The sequence below is a fragment of the Sinorhizobium sp. 7-81 genome (assembly GCF_030124405.1).
Lineage (GTDB): Bacteria > Pseudomonadota > Alphaproteobacteria > Rhizobiales > Rhizobiaceae > Sinorhizobium > Sinorhizobium psoraleae.
On record NZ_JASKLT010000001.1, the window covers coordinates 1,457,869 to 1,476,828 of the forward strand.

The following is an 18,960-nucleotide window of genomic DNA, read 5'->3' on the forward strand; positions in this document are numbered from 1 at the left end:
CTCCCGGTCCAGCGCCGACTTCATCGGGCCCAGATGCAGCAGGGGGGTGCGACCATGCATGGCGCTGAACACGTAGTCACCGGCGTCGGAGGGCAGATTTCTGCGCATCTCGGCCAGCCGGCGTGCGAACGCGTCCGGAAGGCCGATCCTGTCGATGGCCCCGTTGCCTCGTCGAGCCGCCCAGACGTTCCGGTCCAGATCCAGCTCCGTCCGTCGCATCCGTCCGAGCTCCGAAGCGCGATGTCCCGTGAGCGCCAGCCCCTCGGCCAATGCCTGCTGGTGCGGCTTGAGGGTTGCCGCGGCGGCGAGGTAGGCATGCAGTTCGTCGGCGTCCAGAAGGCGCGGTAGCGGGCCTCGGGCCGGCCGGCGATGTGACGCGGAAGTATGTACCGGGGGTCCGAGGTGAGGCCGAACTGCGCGCGCCGAGGGGGCCACATCGCCCAGGCGAAGAAGACGCGGATCTTCTGCGCGCATTCGCCCGCCAGGGCAGGCCGGTCGCGCATCGAGTGGAGACGTTCGATTTTATTAAACAACTTCAAAAAAATCGCGCAGACGATTCCCGATCAGCGCTCCAAAAATTCGCGCTACCAAAGGTTCGTGCCCGCGCTGGTGCGCAAGCGCCACAAATAAGTGGCGCGGCGGGTTGCTGAAGGCGATCCGCGCACTACAAATCCGTGCGTCTCGCGGTAGCCAATCGCCATGTCACCACCATCAACGCCGCATGTGGAAGGTTTGATACAAAGAATGACACGGCCCTTTGTAACTATAGTCGTACTTGAGTGCCTTCCAAGCTGAATACGCGGGTTCGATTCCCGCTACCCGCTCCAGTTCGCTTCCCGCATTGCAAAGACAGCTCAGATTGGGCTTCAAATAAACACCGCATCTCGATGATTGCGTTAATGTTCGCGCATCCGACAGGTGGCGGTGTTGGTGTTCGGCAAATCGTTTGATACCGAAGGGCTGGACGGCTGTGCGGCCCCATCCTCGTGCACGCAATTAAGTCTTGCGCAAATCCCGCGAAACCCTTAAACGGCTCGACAAACCGGCCCAGCCGGCTGATCCATCTTATTTGACCACAGGAAACGTACCCATGGCAAAGAGCAAATTTGAGCGCAACAAGCCGCACGTTAACATTGGCACGATTGGCCACGTTGACCATGGCAAGACGTCGCTGACGGCAGCGATCACGAAGTATTTCGGCGAGTTCAAGGCGTATGACCAGATCGACGCTGCGCCGGAAGAAAAGGCCCGTGGTATCACCATTTCGACGGCGCACGTCGAGTATGAGACGCCGAACCGTCACTATGCGCACGTCGACTGCCCCGGCCACGCCGACTACGTCAAGAACATGATCACCGGCGCGGCGCAGATGGACGGTGCGATCCTGGTTGTTTCGGCTGCCGATGGCCCGATGCCGCAGACCCGCGAGCACATCCTGCTCGCCCGCCAGGTCGGCGTTCCGGCAATCGTCGTGTTCCTGAACAAGGTCGACCAGGTCGACGACGCCGAGCTGCTCGAACTCGTCGAGCTGGAAGTGCGCGAACTGCTGTCGTCCTACGAATTCCCGGGCGACGACATTCCGATCGTCAAGGGCTCGGCGCTTGCAGCACTCGAAGATTCGGACAAGAAGATCGGCGAAGACGCGATCCGCGAGCTGATGGCAGCGGTTGACGCCTACATCCCGACGCCGGAGCGTCCGATCGACCTGCCGTTCCTGATGCCGATCGAAGACGTGTTCTCGATCTCGGGCCGCGGTACGGTTGTGACCGGTCGCGTCGAGCGCGGCATCGTCAAGGTCGGTGAGGAAGTCGAGATCGTCGGCATCCGTCCGACGACGAAGACGACCTGCACGGGCGTTGAAATGTTCCGCAAGCTGCTCGACCAGGGCCAGGCCGGCGACAACATCGGTGCGCTCCTGCGCGGTGTCGACCGCACCGGCGTCGAGCGTGGCCAGATCCTGTGCAAGCCGGGTTCGGTCAAGCCGCACAAGAAGTTCAAGGCGGAAGCCTACATCCTGACGAAGGAAGAGGGTGGCCGTCATACGCCGTTCTTCACCAACTACCGTCCGCAGTTCTACTTCCGCACGACGGACGTGACGGGCATCGTGACGCTGCCGGAAGGCACGGAAATGGTGATGCCGGGCGACAACGTCACGGTTGACGTCGAGCTGATCGTGCCGATCGCGATGGAAGAAAAGCTGCGCTTCGCCATCCGCGAAGGCGGCCGCACCGTCGGCGCAGGCATCGTCGCCTCGATCATCGAGTAATAAATTTCCGGCACATCCGGATTTCGAGGCCCCGCAGGCAACTGCGGGGCTTTTTCGTTGCAATGTGCAGGGTCTGCGTTTTCCAGATGCACGAAGTCGCTGTAGCACTTTGAATTGCTGCATGTTTCGGGTCCAAAATCGGCTCCGATTCAAGGAAATATGCAGTGGGAGGCGGGTGTCATTCCGAAATTGTTCGCGTGTGATGTTTGCAACAGTCCCCACGCAGTTCGGTGCGTTGCGGCCGATTAACATAAGGTCATCGCCTCCGATCTGTGCTATTTTCCGAGCCTGACGATTTTGCCGGAACGGCAACGGTTGCGACCGAGGATCGGAATCCCAAATGAAAAGAAGTATCGCTACGCGCCTCGCCGCGATTGGCATAGCTTTTGTTTGTGTCGGGCCTTTTCGGCAATCGGCATCGGCCGCCGACGACGGCCCGCTTATCTGGGCACCTGCAAAGACCGGAGCCAACGCCTACAGGCTTCGGCTCGGCATGCGTTTCCCGGGGCAATGGGATACAACCGCCGGGGCGGAATTCTCGATGGGCGCGGAGTCGTCGGGGAAGATCAAGCCGCCCACCGCCCCCGTACGCCTCTGGGGGTCGCTTTCGCGCAAGAGCAAGGGACGGGCGACCACGCGCTCCTCGCTATTCAACATGGACTTCAACGCCTTGACCGGCACCAGCAATGTGGGCGCCGGTACCGCACGAACATGGATTGTGACGCCGGCACTCGATGCGGAGGTCCACCGCAGCATCGCCCTTCAGTGCAACGCCTATGAGAATAGTTGCGCCAAGCCGAGGCTGACGCAATCAGCCCGGCTCGCATCTCCAGCGACCCGGACGTCACTTGTCGCGCAGGGTGAGCTTTCGAGCGACGGCATCAGCGGCTTGAGCCGCATTGGCTTCGAGCAGAAGTTCGGCAATTTACAGCTCGGGGCCGCAGTCGCCGACCCGTTGTTGGCGCCCCGCAGCGTGTTCGATATCCGCTACAGCCTGCGATGGTGATGAGCGGGATGCGGCGTGGGCGCATCTTGTGCAAAAGAACAAAGCGGCTAACTATTGCTTCGCTTTCTGCAGGCCGTGCATCTTTTGACATGTGCAGGTCGCTGCAGCACTTTGAATTGCTGCATGTTTCCTTAATTTGGCTCGGATTTAAGGAAACCTGCAGCAGGGGAGGCGTCATGAAAAAGCGTATTCTTTTTACCGGCGGAGCAGGCAAGGCCGGGCGGCATGCCGTACCTTATCTTGTTGAGGCGGGTTACGAGGTGCACAATGTCGACCTCGCTCCGCTCGAAAGCCCTGGCGTCACGAACCTCATCGCCGACATCACCGATAGTGGCCAGATGTTCAATGCGCTCTCGATGCATCGGGACTTTCCCGATCTCGATCGGGGGCAGCAGTCCTTCGATGCTGTCGTGCACTTTGCCGCCATTCCGCGCATTCTCATCAAGCCGGATAACGAGACCTTCCGGGTCAATGTCATGGGCACTTACAACGTGATCGAGGCGGCGGTGAAGCTCGGTATCCGCAAGATCATCGTTGCTTCCAGCGAGACGACCTACGGCGTCTGCTTTGCGGAGGGTCATCGCGATTTCCACCAATTCCCGCTGGAGGAGGACTACGACGTCAATCCGATGGACTCCTACGGTCTCTCCAAGGTGGTGAACGAGAAGACGGCGCGCGCCTTTGCCGAGCGCTCGGGGTTCGACATCTATGCATTGCGCATCGGCAACGTGATCGAGCCGCATGAATATGCGAATTTCCCGCATTATTTCGCCAATCCCGAAATCCGCAAAAGGATTGCCTGGAGCTACATCGATGCGCGCGATCTCGGCCAGATCGTCAAGCTCTGCATAGAGAAGGACGGCCTCGGCTTTACGATATTCAACGCCGCGAACGACACGGTCTCGGCCAACACGCCTTCGCGTGAACTTGCCAGGCGGTTTTATCCTGATGTTCCCTTCAAAAGAGAGATCGGCGAGTTCGAAGGTCTTCTCTCGAACAGGAAGATTCGCGAGGTTCTCGGGTTCAAGGAGGAACATGACTGGCGGAAATACGTCCAGTTGGAGAATTGAAGCGCCGCGACCGCTTGCAGCGTTGCGGCCGCGAAATTTTCTTCGAACTTTTTTCCCTTTTGCCGCAAATGCGCTTGAAAGCGTCCGGCAAACTGAATATGAAGCCGCTGACCTGAGACGCGTGCGGGCCATTTGGCCGGTCGGCGTTTCGGTCTAGGGGTATAGCTCAGTTGGTAGAGCGGCGGTCTCCAAAACCGCAGGTCGGGGGTTCGAGCCCCTCTGCCCCTGCCAGTTTCGTCATTCTTGCCTCATCGAATTCGGCCAGAATGAAAAAAGGGTAGGGCGGCGCGGCCGTCTTTTTATATTCACAAAAAGACTGATTGGCTCTTGTGGTTTTCGGAATCGGTCTTTATGTAGGGTCCAAACAGACACGCGGTGCGTGGGGCTGAATCATCGGCTTTACGCGCCGTAATGGCGTGAGCATTTTATGGCATCCAAAACGAATCCGTTCACGTTTCTGCAGCAAGTTCGCTCCGAAACGTCAAAAGTGACTTGGCCTTCACGGCGCGAGACGATGATCTCGACGCTGATGGTCTTTGTCATGGTCTCTTTTGCCGCCGCCTTTTTCTTTGGTGCGGACCAGTTGATGGGCTGGCTGATGAGCCTCGTCCTCAACGTTGGCGCTTGATTGGGTGGAGAGTAGCATGGCTGCGCGCTGGTATATCGTTCACGCCTATTCGAATTTCGAAAAGAAGGTCGCCGAGTCGATCGAGGAAAAGGCCAAGCAGAAAGGTCTGGATCACCTTTTCGAAAAGATTCTCGTTCCGACGGAAAAGGTCGTCGAGATCCGCCGCGGCCGCAAGGTCGACGCGGAGCGCAAGTTTTTTCCGGGCTACGTGCTTGTTCGCGCCAATCTGACCGATGAGGCCTATCACCTCATCAAGAATACGCCGAAGGTCACGGGTTTCCTCGGGACCGACAGCAAGCCCGTTCCGATTCCGGATCATGAGGCAGAGCGGATCCTTGGTCAGGTCCAGGACGGTGTCGATCGTCCGAAGCCGTCGGTTTCTTTCGAGATCGGCGAGCAGGTCCGGGTATCGGATGGTCCGTTCGCATCCTTCAACGGCATCGTCCAGGATGTCGATGAGGAGCGGTCGCGCTTGAAGGTCGAGGTTTCGATCTTTGGTCGCGCGACCCCCGTCGAGCTGGAATATGGCCAGGTCGAAAAGGTCTGAAAACCATAGGTTTAAAAAGGGATGGGCGGGCCGACTGGCCTGTTCCGGCGGAGTGATCCGCATGCGCGTGGGAGGTGTCCGGTCTTAGCCGGGTCGGATTGTCCGCACCACGCAACCGCAGCCGCCGGTCGAGAGACCGGTAAATGGCCGGGCGACCGGCTCAACAGTTCCTCTTCCGGTTTGATCGTGAAGAGGCATTCAGAGGCAGAGAGAAATGGCTAAGAAAGTTGCAGGCCAGCTCAAGCTGCAGGTGAAGGCCGGCTCGGCGAATCCGTCGCCGCCGATCGGTCCTGCGCTTGGTCAGCGTGGCATTAACATCATGGAATTCTGCAAGGCGTTCAATGCCGCTACGCAGGAAATGGAAAAGGGTATGCCGATTCCGGTCGTCATCACCTATTACCAGGACAAGTCCTTCACCTTTGTCATGAAGCAGCCGCCGGTCAGCTACTTCCTGAAGCGTGAAGCAAAGATCCAGTCGGGCTCGAAGACCCCGGGCAAGGCCAGGGCCGGCTCGATCTCCAAGGCTCAGATCCGTACGATCGCAGAGGCCAAGATGAAGGACCTCAACGCGGCCGATATCGAAGGCGCAATGGCAATGGTCGAGGGCTCTGCCCGCTCCATGGGCCTGGAAGTGACGGGCTAAGACCATGGCGAAGATTGCAAAGCGTGTACAGAAGTCCCGCGAGGGCATTGATCCGGCGAAGACCTACGGCCTCGGTGAGGCCGTAACGCTGGTCAAGGAGCGTGCGACGGCAAAGTTCGATGAAACCATCGAAGTCGCCATGAACCTCGGCGTCGATCCGCGCCACGCCGACCAGATGGTCCGCGGCGTTGTCAACCTGCCGAACGGCACCGGCCGCTCGGTTCGCGTTGCCGTTTTCGCGCGCGGCGCGAAGGCTGACGAAGCCAAGGCCGCCGGTGCTGACGTCGTTGGCGCCGAAGATCTCGTCGAAATTGTCCAGGGCGGCAAGATCGACTTCGATCGCTGCATCGCGACCCCGGACATGATGCCGCTCGTCGGCCGTCTCGGTAAGGTTCTCGGCCCGCGTGGCATGATGCCGAACCCGAAGGTCGGCACGGTCACCATGGACGTAGCCGCTGCCGTCAAGGCCTCCAAGGGTGGTGCGGTCGAGTTCCGCGTCGAAAAGGCCGGTATCGTTCACGCCGGCGTCGGCAAGGCGTCCTTCGATGCCAAGGCGCTGGAAGAGAACATCCGCGCCTTCGCTGATGCCGTGATCAAGGCAAAGCCGGCTGGCGCCAAGGGCAACTACGTCAAGCGCGTAGCGATCTCCTCGACCATGGGTCCGGGCCTCAAGATCGATCCGGCAACGCTGAGCGTCGCCTGACAAATTCTATAGCGCCGTGCGTCAGTATAGACGCACAAAGATCGCTATAGCGCTTTGAATTGCTGCATGTTTTGTCCATAGATCGGATCCGATTTAAGGAAACATGCAGGGGCTTCGGCCCCGAAACTGAATTTCCGGCCTTTCGGGGCCGGAAATCCGGACCTAAGGTCCGGAACTCCTGTCCGAGATTGCGGGTGGTTTTACCTTAATCACCATTGCCCGCATGAGACGGGTAAGATCTGAATTTTGAACAACGCCTTCGGCGTCGAAATTCGGTTCGAACCTCGCTTGCCTTGTGTCAGACCCGGCTCTTCCGGGAACGCCAAGGGACAGGATCCTTAAGCGTTGCTTGGGATCGAGCATGATCCCGGGTGACAAAGGCAAACCCGGCAGGGCTGCGTGAAGCAACCCTGTCAACTGGAGACAGACAGTGGAAAGAGCGGAAAAACGCGAATTCGTCACGGAGCTGAACGAAGTCTTCAAGGCTTCCGGTTCGGTTGTCGTGGCCCACTATGCTGGTGTCACAGTTGCGCAGATGAACGACTTCCGTTCGAAGATGCGCGCTGCTGGCGGCACCGTCAGAGTCGCGAAAAACCGCCTGGCCAAGATCGCTCTTCAGGGCACGGAGTCTGAAGGGATGACCGATCTCTTCAAGGGGCAGACGCTGATTGCATACAGCACTGACCCTGTAACGGCTCCGAAGGTCGTCGTGGATTTCGCCAAGACCAACGATAAGCTCGTTGTGCTCGGCGGCGCCATGGGGACAACCACGCTCAACGCCGAAGGTGTCAAGTCGCTTGCGACCCTGCCTTCGCTCGACGAGCTGCGCGCGAAGCTGCTGGGCCTTCTCAATGCCCCGGCAACCCGCGTCGCGACGGTTGTCGCAGCACCGGCAAGTCAGCTTGCTCGCGTGTTCTCGGCCTACGCCAAGAAGGACGAAGCCGCCTGAGGCGGAATTTCGCTGTTGTATTTAGAACCAGTTCGAACCGAACAAAAGGAAAAGTAAAATGGCTGATCTCGCAAAGATCGTTGAAGACCTCTCCTCGCTGACCGTTCTGGAAGCTGCAGAACTTTCGAAGCTTCTCGAAGAAAAGTGGGGCGTTTCTGCTGCTGCTCCGGTAGCAGTTGCTGCCGCTGGCGGCGCTGCTGGCGCTACTGCCCCGGCTGAAGAAGAGAAGACCGAGTTCGACGTCGTCCTGACGGACGCCGGCGCCAACAAGATCAACGTCATCAAGGAAGTCCGCGCCATCACCGGCCTCGGCCTCAAGGAAGCCAAGGACCTGGTCGAAGGCGCTCCGAAGCCGGTCAAGGAAGGCGTTTCCAAGGCTGAAGCTGCGGACCTCAAGAAGAAGCTCGAAGACGCTGGCGCCAAGGTTGACGTCAAGTAATTCGACGAAATGCAAAGGAGGGGTGGCCGTTTGGCCGCCTCTCTTTGACCGTTTTTAGAACATATTACCCAAAAGCCTGTCGAAAACGGCTTTTGGGTAATGGGTTCTTCAAGAGGATGGTCTCGAACGGAGGACAGCACAGCAATCCGCGCTGGGCGTTTTCCGGAAGTTGGACGAGATTGAACTACCCATTGATTGACGGGGTCGACTGGCCATCGGTTCCCGTCCGTTGCAGGCCCGGATGCAAGATTGACAAGGAGCGACGATGGCTCAGACCCTTTCGTTTAACGGTCGCAGGCGCGTACGCAAGTTTTTTGGAAAAATTCCCGAAGTCGCTGAGATGCCGAACCTCATCGAGGTTCAGAAGGCGTCCTACGACCAATTTCTTATGGTTGAAGAGCCCAAGGGTGGACGCCCTGATGAGGGCCTTCAAGCCGTTTTCAAGTCGGTATTTCCGATAAAGGATTTCTCGGGCGCTTCCATGCTCGAGTTCGTGTCCTACGAATTCGAGCCGCCGAAGTTCGACGTCGAAGAATGCCGCCAGCGTGACCTCACCTATGCGGCGCCGCTGAAGGTGACGCTGCGCCTGATCGTGTTCGATATTGACGAAGACACGGGCGCAAAGTCGATCAAGGACATCAAGGAACAGAACGTCTACATGGGCGACATGCCGCTCATGACGGACAACGGTACCTTCATCGTCAACGGCACCGAGCGCGTCATCGTCTCGCAGATGCACCGCTCCCCAGGCGTGTTCTTCGATCACGACAAGGGCAAGAGCCACTCGTCCGGCAAGCTGCTCTTCGCAGCGCGGGTCATTCCGTATCGCGGTTCATGGCTCGACATCGAATTCGACGCCAAGGACATCGTGCACGCCCGCATCGACCGTCGCCGCAAGATTCCGGTGACGTCGCTGTTGATGGCGCTCGGCATGGACGGTGAAGAGATCCTCGACACCTTCTACACGAAGTCGCTCTACCAGCGCGACGGCGAAGGCTGGCGCGTGCCGTTCCAGCCGGATGCGCTGAAGGGCCAGAAGGCGATCACCGACATGGTCGACGCCGATACCGGTGAAGTCGTTGTCGAAGCCGGCAAGAAGCTCACCCCGCGTCTGCTGCGTCAGTTGCAGGACAAGGGCCTGAAGGCGCTCAAGGCGACCGACGACGATCTCTACGGCAATTACCTTGCCGAAGACGTCGTCAACTACGGAACCGGTGAGATCTACCTGGAAGCCGGCGACGAGATCGACGAGAAGACGCTTCCCGTCATCCTCTCGGCTGGCTTCGAAGAGATCCCGGTTCTCGACATCGACCACATCAATGTCGGCGCCTATATCCGCAACACGCTTTCCGCCGACAAGAACGAAAACCGCCAGGATGCGCTGTTCGACATCTATCGTGTCATGCGCCCGGGCGAACCGCCGACCATGGATTCTGCCGAAGCCATGTTCAACACGCTGTTCTTCGACGCCGAGCGCTACGATCTCTCGGCTGTCGGCCGCGTGAAGATGAACATGCGTCTCGACCTTGACGTTCCGGACACGGTTCGCACGCTCCGCAAGGAAGATATTCTTGCTGTCGTCAAGATGCTCGTCGAGCTGCGTGACGGCAAGGGTGAGATCGACGACATCGACAACCTCGGCAACCGCCGTGTTCGCTCGGTCGGCGAGCTCATGGAGAACCAGTATCGCCTCGGTCTCCTGCGCATGGAGCGCGCGATCAAGGAACGCATGTCCTCGATCGAAATCGACACGGTCATGCCGCAGGATCTGATCAATGCGAAGCCGGCCGCGGCCGCCGTTCGCGAGTTCTTCGGTTCCTCGCAGCTGTCGCAGTTCATGGACCAGGTAAACCCGCTTTCGGAAATCACCCACAAGCGCCGTCTTTCGGCTCTTGGCCCGGGTGGTCTGACCCGCGAGCGTGCGGGCTTCGAAGTCCGCGACGTTCATCCGACCCACTACGGCCGTATCTGCCCGATCGAGACGCCAGAAGGTCCGAACATCGGTCTGATCAACTCGCTCGCAACCTTCGCCCGCGTCAACAAGTACGGCTTCATCGAGAGCCCGTATCGCAAGATCGTCGACGGCAAGGTCACGAACGACGTCGTCTATCTGTCGGCGATGGAAGAAGCGAAGTACCACGTCGCGCAGGCGAACTCGGTACTGAACGACGACGGCTCCTTTGCAGAGGAATTCGTCGTTTGCCGTCACTCCGGCGAAGTCATGCTGGCGCCGCGCGACAACATCAACCTGATGGACGTTTCGCCGAAGCAGCTTGTCTCCGTCGCCGCGGCGCTCATTCCGTTCCTCGAGAATGACGACGCCAACCGCGCGCTGATGGGCTCGAACATGCAGCGCCAGGCCGTGCCGCTGCTGCGTGCGGAAGCCCCGTTCGTAGGCACTGGCATGGAGCCGGTCGTCGCCCGCGACTCCGGTGCTGCGATCGCTGCCCGCCGTGGCGGTGTCGTCGACCAGGTCGATGCGACGCGTATCGTTATCCGCGCCACGGAAGACCTCGATCCTTCGAAGTCCGGCGTCGATATCTATCGCCTGCAGAAGTTCCAGCGTTCGAACCAGAACACCTGCGTCAACCAGCGCCCGCTGGTCACTGTCGGTGACGTTCTGAACAAGGGCGACATCATCGCGGACGGTCCTTCGACCGACCTCGGCGATCTGGCTCTCGGCCGCAACGCGCTCGTCGCGTTCATGCCCTGGAACGGCTACAACTACGAAGACTCGATCCTGCTTTCCGAACGGATCGTGCGCGACGACGTGTTCACCTCCATCCACATCGAAGAATTCGAAGTGATGGCGCGCGATACCAAGCTTGGTCCGGAAGAAATCACCCGCGATATTCCGAACGTTTCGGAAGAAGCGCTGAAGAACCTCGACGAAGCCGGTATCGTCTACATCGGTGCCGAAGTTCAGCCGGGCGACATCCTCGTCGGCAAGATCACGCCGAAGGGCGAAAGCCCGATGACGCCGGAAGAAAAGCTTCTGCGCGCGATCTTCGGTGAAAAGGCGTCGGATGTCCGTGACACCTCCATGCGCATGCCTCCGGGCACGTTCGGTACGGTCGTCGAAGTGCGCGTCTTCAACCGCCACGGGGTGGAGAAGGACGAGCGCGCGATGGCGATCGAGCGCGAGGAAATCGAACGCCTCGCCAAGGACCGCGACGACGAACAGGCGATCCTCGATCGCAACGTCTATGCGCGTCTGGTCGATATGCTGCGCGGTCACGTCGCGGTTGCCGGTCCGAAGGGCTTTAAGAAGGGCACCGAGCTTTCGAACGCCGTCGTCAGCGAATATCCGCGCTCGCAGTGGTGGATGTTCGCCATCGAGGACGAGAAGGCTCAGGGCGAGATCGAAGCGCTCCGCGGTCAGTACGATGAATCAAAGTCGCGCCTTGAACAGCGCTTCATGGACAAGGTCGAGAAGGTCCAGCGCGGCGACGAAATGCCTCCGGGCGTCATGAAGATGGTCAAGGTCTTCGTCGCTGTGAAGCGCAAGATCCAGCCGGGCGACAAGATGGCCGGCCGTCACGGCAACAAGGGTGTCGTGTCGCGCATCGTGCCGATCGAAGACATGCCGTTCCTCGAGGACGGTACCCATGTCGACGTGGTGCTGAACCCGCTCGGCGTGCCGTCGCGCATGAACGTCGGTCAGATCCTCGAAACCCATCTCGGCTGGGCTTGCGCCGGCATGGGCAAGAAGATCGGCGCGATGCTCGATGCGTACCGCGAAAACGGCGACATCAAGCCGCTGCGTGCAACGATCGACGACGTCATTGGATCCGGTCCGAAGGGAGAGCCGATCAAGCAGTACGACGACGAGTCGGTGGTTCGGTTGGCCGAGCAGACCCGCCGTGGCGTTTCGATCGCGACGCCGGTCTTCGACGGTGCCGTCGAGGCCGACGTGAACGAGATGCTGAACAAGGCAGGTCTCAAGGTGACCGGTCAGTCGACCCTCTTCGACGGCCGCACCGGCGAACCGTTCGACCGTCAGGTGACCGTGGGCTACATCTACATGCTGAAGCTCAACCACCTGGTCGACGACAAGATCCACGCCCGTTCGATCGGTCCTTACTCGCTCGTTACCCAGCAGCCGCTGGGCGGCAAGGCGCAGTTCGGCGGTCAGCGTTTCGGGGAAATGGAGGTCTGGGCGCTGGAAGCTTACGGCGCGGCCTACACGCTCCAGGAAATGCTGACGGTCAAGTCGGACGACGTTGCTGGCCGCACCAAGGTCTACGAGGCGATCGTCCGGGGCGACGACACGTTCGAGGCTGGCATTCCGGAGAGCTTCAACGTTCTCGTCAAGGAAATGCGCTCGCTGGGCCTCAGTGTCGAGCTCGAAAACTCGAAGGTCGACGACCTCGGCGCCGCGGCGCAACTGCCGGACGCAGCAGAGTAAGACGACATCAGGTGCGTGCCGCGTCGCGGCACGCACCGTTTCCGCCGCAGGGCAGTTTCTTGTCCGCGGTAGGAACAGGGCCGCACCCGATGCGGTTTTAGCTGTTTATAGGGCAGGGGCCGGCGCCCGGGATTTGCCGGCACCCCCGCCAAGCTCAGGGCGTAATGCCCGCAAAGGAGACAGGCATGAACCAAGAGGTCATGAATCTTTTCAATCCGCAGGTGCCTGCACAGACTTTCGATTCCATACGGATTTCGATCGCCTCGCCGGAGAAGATTCTTTCCTGGTCTTACGGTGAGATCAAGAAACCGGAGACGATCAACTACCGTACCTTCAAGCCGGAACGTGACGGTCTGTTCTGCGCCCGCATCTTCGGTCCGATCAAGGATTACGAATGCTTGTGCGGCAAGTACAAGCGCATGAAGTACAAGGGCATCATCTGCGAAAAGTGCGGCGTCGAAGTCACGTTGTCGCGCGTTCGTCGCGAGCGCATGGGCCACATCGAGCTCGCCGCGCCCGTTGCCCATATCTGGTTCCTGAAGTCGTTGCCGAGCCGTATCGCCACGCTGCTCGACATGACGCTAAAGGATATCGAGCGCGTTCTCTATTTCGAAAACTACATCGTCACCGAACCGGGCCTGACTTCGCTCAAGGAGAACCAACTCCTCAGCGAAGAAGAATACATGCTCGCCGTTGACGAGTTCGGCGAAGACCAGTTCACGGCGATGATCGGCGCCGAGGCGATCTACGAGATGCTCGCTTCGATGAATCTCGAGAAGATCGCTGGCGATCTGCGCTCGGAAATGGCCGAGACGACCTCGGATCTGAAGCAGAAGAAGCTGATGAAGCGGCTGAAGATCGTCGAGAACTTCATGGAATCCGGCAACCGTCCGGAATGGATGATCATGAAGGTCGTTCCGGTGATCCCGCCGGATCTGCGCCCGCTCGTTCCGCTCGACGGCGGCCGGTTCGCGACGTCTGACCTGAACGATCTCTATCGCCGCGTGATCAACCGTAACAACCGTCTGAAGCGGCTGATCGAGCTGCGCGCGCCGGGCATCATCATCCGCAACGAAAAGCGCATGCTGCAGGAATCCGTCGATGCGCTGTTCGACAACGGTCGCCGCGGCCGCGTCATCACCGGCGCCAACAAGCGTCCGCTGAAGTCGCTCTCCGATATGCTGAAGGGCAAGCAGGGCCGGTTCCGTCAGAACCTGCTCGGCAAGCGCGTCGACTATTCCGGCCGCTCGGTCATCGTGACCGGTCCGGAACTCAAGCTGCATCAGTGCGGCCTGCCGAAGAAGATGGCGCTCGAACTCTTCAAGCCGTTCATCTACGCCCGCCTCGACGCCAAGGGTTACTCCTCGACCGTCAAGCAGGCCAAGAAGCTGGTCGAAAAGGAAAAGCCGGAAGTCTGGGATATCCTCGACGAGGTCATCCGCGAGCATCCGGTTCTCCTGAACCGCGCGCCGACGCTGCACCGGTTGGGCATCCAGGCCTTCGAACCGATTCTCGTCGAAGGCAAGGCGATCCAGCTGCATCCGCTCGTCTGCACCGCCTTCAACGCCGACTTCGACGGCGACCAGATGGCCGTTCACGTGCCGCTGTCGCTCGAAGCTCAGCTTGAAGCACGCGTTCTGATGATGTCGACGAACAACATCCTGCATCCGGCAAACGGTGCGCCGATCATCGTTCCGTCGCAGGACATGGTTCTCGGCCTCTATTACCTGTCGATCTTGAACCAGAACGAGCCGGGCGAAGGCATGGCTTTCTCCGACATGGGCGAACTGCACCATGCTCTGGAAACCAAGGCCGTAACGCTGCATGCCAAGATCCGCGGCCGCTACAAGACCGTCGATGCCGAGGGCAACCCGGTTTCGAAGATCTATGAAACGACGCCCGGCCGCATGATCATCGGCGAGCTCCTGCCGAAGAATCCGAATATTCCGTTCGATATCTGCAACCAGGAGATGACCAAGAAGAACATCTCGAAGATGATCGACACGGTCTACCGCCACTGCGGTCAGAAGGACACGGTGATCTTCTGCGACCGGATCATGCAGCTCGGTTTCTCGCATGCCTGCCGCGCCGGCATTTCGTTCGGCAAGGACGACATGGTGATCCCGGATACAAAGGTGAAGATCGTCGGCGATACCGAAGCGCTCGTGAAGGAATACGAGCAGCAGTACAATGACGGCCTCATTACCCAGGGCGAGAAGTACAACAAGGTTGTCGACGCCTGGGGCAAGGCGACCGAAAAGGTCGCCGAAGAAATGATGGCGCGCATCAAGGCGGTCGAGTTCGACGACAACGGGCGCCAGAAGCCGATGAACTCGATCTACATGATGTCGCACTCGGGCGCCCGCGGTTCGCCGAACCAGATGCGCCAGCTGGGCGGTATGCGCGGCCTCATGGCCAAGCCGTCGGGCGAGATCATCGAAACGCCGATCATCTCGAACTTCAAGGAAGGCCTGACCGTGAACGAGTACTTCAACTCGACGCACGGTGCCCGTAAGGGTCTGGCGGATACCGCCTTGAAGACTGCGAACTCCGGTTACCTGACCCGTCGTCTCGTCGACGTGGCGCAGGACTGTATCGTCACGCATACGGATTGCGGCACCGACAAGGGCCTCACCATGACGGCGATCGTTGACGCCGGTCAGGTCGTTGCTTCGCTCGGCCAGCGCATCCTTGGTCGTACCGCGCTCGACAACATCGACAACCCGGTCACCGGTGAGCGTATCGTCGACGCCGGCAAGATGATCCTGGAAGCCGATGTGGTCGAGATCGAGAAGGCCGGTATCCAGTCGGTCCGCATTCGTTCGGCGCTGACCTGCGAGATCCAGACCGGCGTCTGCGGCGTCTGCTATGGTCGCGACCTGGCTCGTGGTACGCCCGTCAACATGGGCGAGGCCGTCGGCGTCATCGCGGCACAGTCGATCGGTGAGCCGGGCACGCAGTTGACCATGCGTACCTTCCACCTTGGTGGTACCGCGACCGTGGTCGACCAGTCGTTCCTGGAAGCGTCCTACGAAGGTACGGTTCAGATCAAGAACCGCAACATGCTGCGCAACTCCGATGGCGTACTCGTTGCCATGGGCCGCAACATGGCGATCCAGATCCTGGACGAACGCGGCGTTGAGCGGTCTTCGCAGCGCGTCGCCTATGGTTCGAAGATCTTCGTCGACGATGGCGACAAGGTGAAGCGCGGCCAACGCTTCGCCGAGTGGGACCCCTACACCCGTCCGATGATGACGGAAGTGGAAGGTACCGTTCACTTCGAGGACGTGGTCGACGGCATCTCGGTGCTGGAAGCTACGGACGAGTCGACCGGCATCACCAAGCGCCAGGTTATCGACTGGCGTTCGACGCCGCGCGGCACCGACCTCAAGCCGGCGATCGTCATCAAGGACAAGAACGGCGCCATCGCCAAGCTGTCGCGTGGTGGTGAAGCTCGCTTCATGCTGTCGGTTGATGCGATCCTCTCGGTCGAGCCGGGGCAGAAGGTGAGCCAGGGTGACGTTCTCGCCCGTTCGCCTCTCGAAAGCGCCAAGACGAAGGACATCACCGGTGGTCTGCCGCGCGTTGCCGAACTGTTCGAGGCTCGTCGTCCGAAGGATCACGCCATCATTGCAGAGATCGATGGTACGGTTCGTTTCGGCCGCGACTACAAGAACAAGCGTCGCGTGCTGATCGAGCCTGCGGAAGACGGTGTCGAGCCGGTCGAATACCTGATCCCGAAGGGCAAGCCCTTCCATCTTCAGGATGGCGACTACATCGAGAAGGGCGACTACATCCTCGATGGCAACCCGGCGCCGCATGACATTCTGGCGATCAAGGGCGTGGAAGCGCTTGCTTCCTACCTCGTGAACGAAATCCAGGAAGTCTATCGTCTGCAGGGCGTTGTCATCAACGACAAGCACATCGAAGTCATCGTTCGGCAGATGCTGCAGAAGGTTGAAATCACCGATGCCGGTGACTCGACCTATATCGTCGGCGACAACGTCGACCGCATCGAGCTCGAGGATGTCAACGACGCGCTGATTGCGGAAGGCAAGAAGCCCGCCTTCGGCGATCCGGTTCTGCTCGGCATCACCAAGGCGTCGCTGCAGACGCCGTCCTTCATCTCGGCCGCCTCGTTCCAGGAAACGACCAAGGTCCTGACCGAGGCCGCCGTGGCGGGCAAGATGGACGGTCTGCAGGGGCTCAAGGAAAACGTCATTGTCGGCCGCCTCATCCCGGCCGGTACCGGCGGTACCATGACGCAGATCCGCCGCATCGCAACCGCGCGCGACGAGATGATTCTCGAAGAGCGCCGCAAGGGCACCGGTGCGGATGCTGCGACTCCGATGCTCGCCGACATGGCGAACGAGAACGCCGCGGCCGAATGATCGCAAGGGGAGGGCGCGACCAGCGCCCGCTCCCCCAGAGAGTAAAGAAGCCGCCCGGAGCGATCCGGGCGGCTTTGTCATTCCGGCTGTGCAGGCAATACGAGCCGCGCGGTTCCGTTATGCGAAGCGGATGATCGCTACCTCACCCTCCAGTGCGCCCTGGTAGGCAGAGGCGTGCGGCTCTTCATCCGGGATATCCGTCAAGGTTCCGATCTGATCGAGATCCGCCTGGAGGAAGCCTTCTTCGGCGAGCGCATTGAGTGCCTCGCGCACGGCGGTATCGTCGTCCGGCGCCCGCAGCATCACATGGATGTCGATACCCTCGTCGTCGCCGTCGGCTTCGTAGGCCTTGCCGATGATGATGAAAACCAGCGGTTCGTCTGGCACGTTGTCGTTGTCCGGCGTAACGGGCATGGGATGTCCTTTCGAGTTTTGCCGCGATCTTAGCGTGCTTTTCGACAGCGCGCGAAAAAAATAGGGAAATAGGAAACGGCCGTGAGAATCAGTCGACCGGCATCGCCGACGCATGATCGTGGAAAAGATTCAGAAAGAAGTTGCCGATTCCTTAATTGCGAAGGACAATACCGGCGTTAAGGCGCAATCTTTGCGACCGCCGCCGGACCGACCTGCCGCCAAAGCCTTGTTTTCCAGGCATGGCAGGGCTGCGCAAGCCAGAATATTTCTTAATTGCCCTTGACGGATGGCCCCGAAATCAGTACACCCCGCCGCATCGGAGCCCATGTGAGGCTGGCTGGTTCGGAACGTCGCGTTCTGGAGTTCGCCTCAAACAAGGTTCGAAACGCACGCTGAAGACAAAAATGCTGCACGCAAGACGCGCGAGATAGTGCGTCCTCTGCTTTTGGTGGGGCCATCTGCAAAAGCGGATCGGCCCTCCTTTTGCGCATTTCATAGGCGTTCGAGACCGCCGGCGACGGCAACGATCCGCCCGAAAGGGTAACGAGACAAGATTTTGCAAGGGATGGTTACATGCCTACCGTAAACCAGCTGATCCGCAAGCCGCGTCAGGCACAGGTAAAGCGCAACAAGGTTCCTGCTCTGCAGGAAAACCCGCAGAAGCGCGGCGTTTGCACCCGCGTCTACACGACGACCCCGAAGAAGCCGAACTCGGCTCTGCGTAAGGTTGCAAAGATCCGCCTGACGAACGGCTTCGAAGTTATCGGCTACATTCCGGGCGAAGGTCACAACCTGCAGGAGCACTCCGTGGTCATGATCCGCGGCGGCCGCGTAAAGGACCTTCCCGGTGTTCGTTACCACATCATCCGTGGCGTTCTCGATACGCAGGGTGTGAAGAACCGCAAGCAGCGCCGCTCCAAGTACGGCGCGAAGCGTCCGAAATAACATCGCAACCGGCGCCATTTCGCTGGTCAAGTTTTTAAAAGTTGAGAGACGAGAAGTATGTCCCGACGTCACAGAGCAGAAAAGCGTGAGATCAACCCGGATCCGAAGTTCGGTGATCTGGTTGTCACGAAGTTCATGAACGCAATCATGCTGCACGGCAAGAAGTCCGTTGCTGAAAGCATCGTCTATGGTGCTTTCGATGCGGTCCAGTCGAAGCTGAAGCAGGAGCCGATCGCCGTGTTCCATTCCGCGCTCGACAACATTGCTCCGCACGTCGAAGTGCGTTCGCGCCGCGTCGGTGGTGCTACCTATCAGGTTCCGGTCGATGTCCGTCCGGAGCGTCGCCAGGCCCTCGCCATTCGCTGGCTGATTGCGGCCGCACGCAAGCGCAACGAAACGACCATGGTCGATCGCCTCTGCGGCGAACTCATGGATGCAGCGAACAACCGTGGCAGCGCCGTGAAGAAGCGCGAAGACACCCACAAGATGGCTGATGCCAACCGTGCGTTCTCGCACTACCGTTGGTAATCTGGAACAGGTCCTGAAAGGCA

Annotated in this window: 15 protein-coding genes and 1 tRNA gene; 15 read left to right on the plus strand and 1 reads right to left on the minus strand. The window is 59.8% G+C overall.

The window, feature by feature from the left end:
* The first annotated feature begins 54 nt into the window (after nucleotides 1-54).
* The 13 genes from QN224_RS06985 (at nucleotide 55) to rpoC (ending at nucleotide 17,050) form a co-directional block, all read left to right on the plus strand.
* On the plus strand, nucleotides 55-348 hold the full coding sequence (locus tag QN224_RS06985; RefSeq protein ID WP_283976046.1) for a hypothetical protein: 294 nt from the start codon (nucleotides 55-57) through the stop codon (nucleotides 346-348).
* A gap of 742 nt (nucleotides 349-1,090) precedes the next feature.
* A complete protein-coding gene (tuf, locus tag QN224_RS06990; protein WP_173512596.1) occupies nucleotides 1,091-2,266 on the plus strand; it encodes an elongation factor Tu in 1,176 nt (391 codons plus the stop codon).
* A gap of 340 nt (nucleotides 2,267-2,606) precedes the next feature.
* Nucleotides 2,607-3,272 (plus strand): hypothetical protein, encoded by a 666-nt coding sequence (locus QN224_RS06995; RefSeq protein ID WP_283976047.1) that lies wholly within the window; start codon nucleotides 2,607-2,609, stop codon nucleotides 3,270-3,272.
* A gap of 176 nt (nucleotides 3,273-3,448) precedes the next feature.
* A complete protein-coding gene (locus QN224_RS07000) occupies nucleotides 3,449-4,342 on the plus strand; it encodes an NAD(P)-dependent oxidoreductase (protein WP_283976048.1) in 894 nt (297 codons plus the stop codon).
* 155 nt (nucleotides 4,343-4,497) lie between these two features.
* A tRNA-Trp gene (locus QN224_RS07005) sits at nucleotides 4,498-4,573 on the plus strand.
* 196 nt (nucleotides 4,574-4,769) lie between these two features.
* Complete coding sequence (secE, locus tag QN224_RS07010; RefSeq protein ID WP_136504339.1) at nucleotides 4,770-4,970, plus strand: preprotein translocase subunit SecE; 201 nt, start codon at nucleotides 4,770-4,772, stop codon at nucleotides 4,968-4,970.
* A gap of 16 nt (nucleotides 4,971-4,986) precedes the next feature.
* Entirely contained in the window at nucleotides 4,987-5,517 is a 531-nt protein-coding gene (gene nusG, locus QN224_RS07015) for a transcription termination/antitermination protein NusG (protein WP_173512599.1), read from the plus strand.
* Nucleotides 5,518-5,731: 214 nt separating this feature from the next.
* Entirely contained in the window at nucleotides 5,732-6,160 is a 429-nt protein-coding gene (rplK, locus tag QN224_RS07020) for a 50S ribosomal protein L11 (RefSeq protein WP_173512600.1), read from the plus strand.
* Nucleotides 6,161-6,164: 4 nt separating this feature from the next.
* The gene (gene rplA / locus QN224_RS07025; RefSeq protein WP_173512601.1) at nucleotides 6,165-6,863 is read left to right on the plus strand and encodes a 50S ribosomal protein L1; all 699 of its coding nucleotides are present in this window, start codon (nucleotides 6,165-6,167) and stop codon (nucleotides 6,861-6,863) included.
* 430 nt (nucleotides 6,864-7,293) lie between these two features.
* Complete coding sequence (rplJ, locus tag QN224_RS07030) at nucleotides 7,294-7,812, plus strand: 50S ribosomal protein L10 (protein ID WP_173512602.1); 519 nt, start codon at nucleotides 7,294-7,296, stop codon at nucleotides 7,810-7,812.
* Between the two features lie 58 nt (nucleotides 7,813-7,870).
* The gene (rplL, locus tag QN224_RS07035; RefSeq protein WP_283976049.1) at nucleotides 7,871-8,251 is read left to right on the plus strand and encodes a 50S ribosomal protein L7/L12; all 381 of its coding nucleotides are present in this window, start codon (nucleotides 7,871-7,873) and stop codon (nucleotides 8,249-8,251) included.
* A gap of 265 nt (nucleotides 8,252-8,516) precedes the next feature.
* A complete protein-coding gene (gene rpoB / locus QN224_RS07040; RefSeq protein WP_283976050.1) occupies nucleotides 8,517-12,659 on the plus strand; it encodes a DNA-directed RNA polymerase subunit beta in 4,143 nt (1,380 codons plus the stop codon).
* Between the two features lie 185 nt (nucleotides 12,660-12,844).
* Nucleotides 12,845-17,050 (plus strand): DNA-directed RNA polymerase subunit beta', encoded by a 4,206-nt coding sequence (rpoC, locus tag QN224_RS07045; protein ID WP_283976051.1) that lies wholly within the window; start codon nucleotides 12,845-12,847, stop codon nucleotides 17,048-17,050.
* A gap of 117 nt (nucleotides 17,051-17,167) precedes the next feature.
* Here rpoC and QN224_RS07050 read toward each other — a convergent pair whose 3' ends face one another.
* Nucleotides 17,168-17,464, minus strand: coding sequence for a transcriptional regulator (locus QN224_RS07050; RefSeq protein ID WP_136504346.1), 297 nt, complete (start codon nucleotides 17,462-17,464; stop codon nucleotides 17,168-17,170).
* Between the two features lie 573 nt (nucleotides 17,465-18,037).
* Here QN224_RS07050 and rpsL point away from each other — a divergent pair.
* Both rpsL and rpsG read left to right on the plus strand, forming a co-directional pair.
* The gene (rpsL, locus tag QN224_RS07055; protein ID WP_003507760.1) at nucleotides 18,038-18,409 is read left to right on the plus strand and encodes a 30S ribosomal protein S12; all 372 of its coding nucleotides are present in this window, start codon (nucleotides 18,038-18,040) and stop codon (nucleotides 18,407-18,409) included.
* Between the two features lie 57 nt (nucleotides 18,410-18,466).
* Nucleotides 18,467-18,937 (plus strand): 30S ribosomal protein S7, encoded by a 471-nt coding sequence (gene rpsG / locus QN224_RS07060; RefSeq protein ID WP_153439690.1) that lies wholly within the window; start codon nucleotides 18,467-18,469, stop codon nucleotides 18,935-18,937.
* The last annotated feature ends 23 nt before the right edge of the window (nucleotides 18,938-18,960 follow it).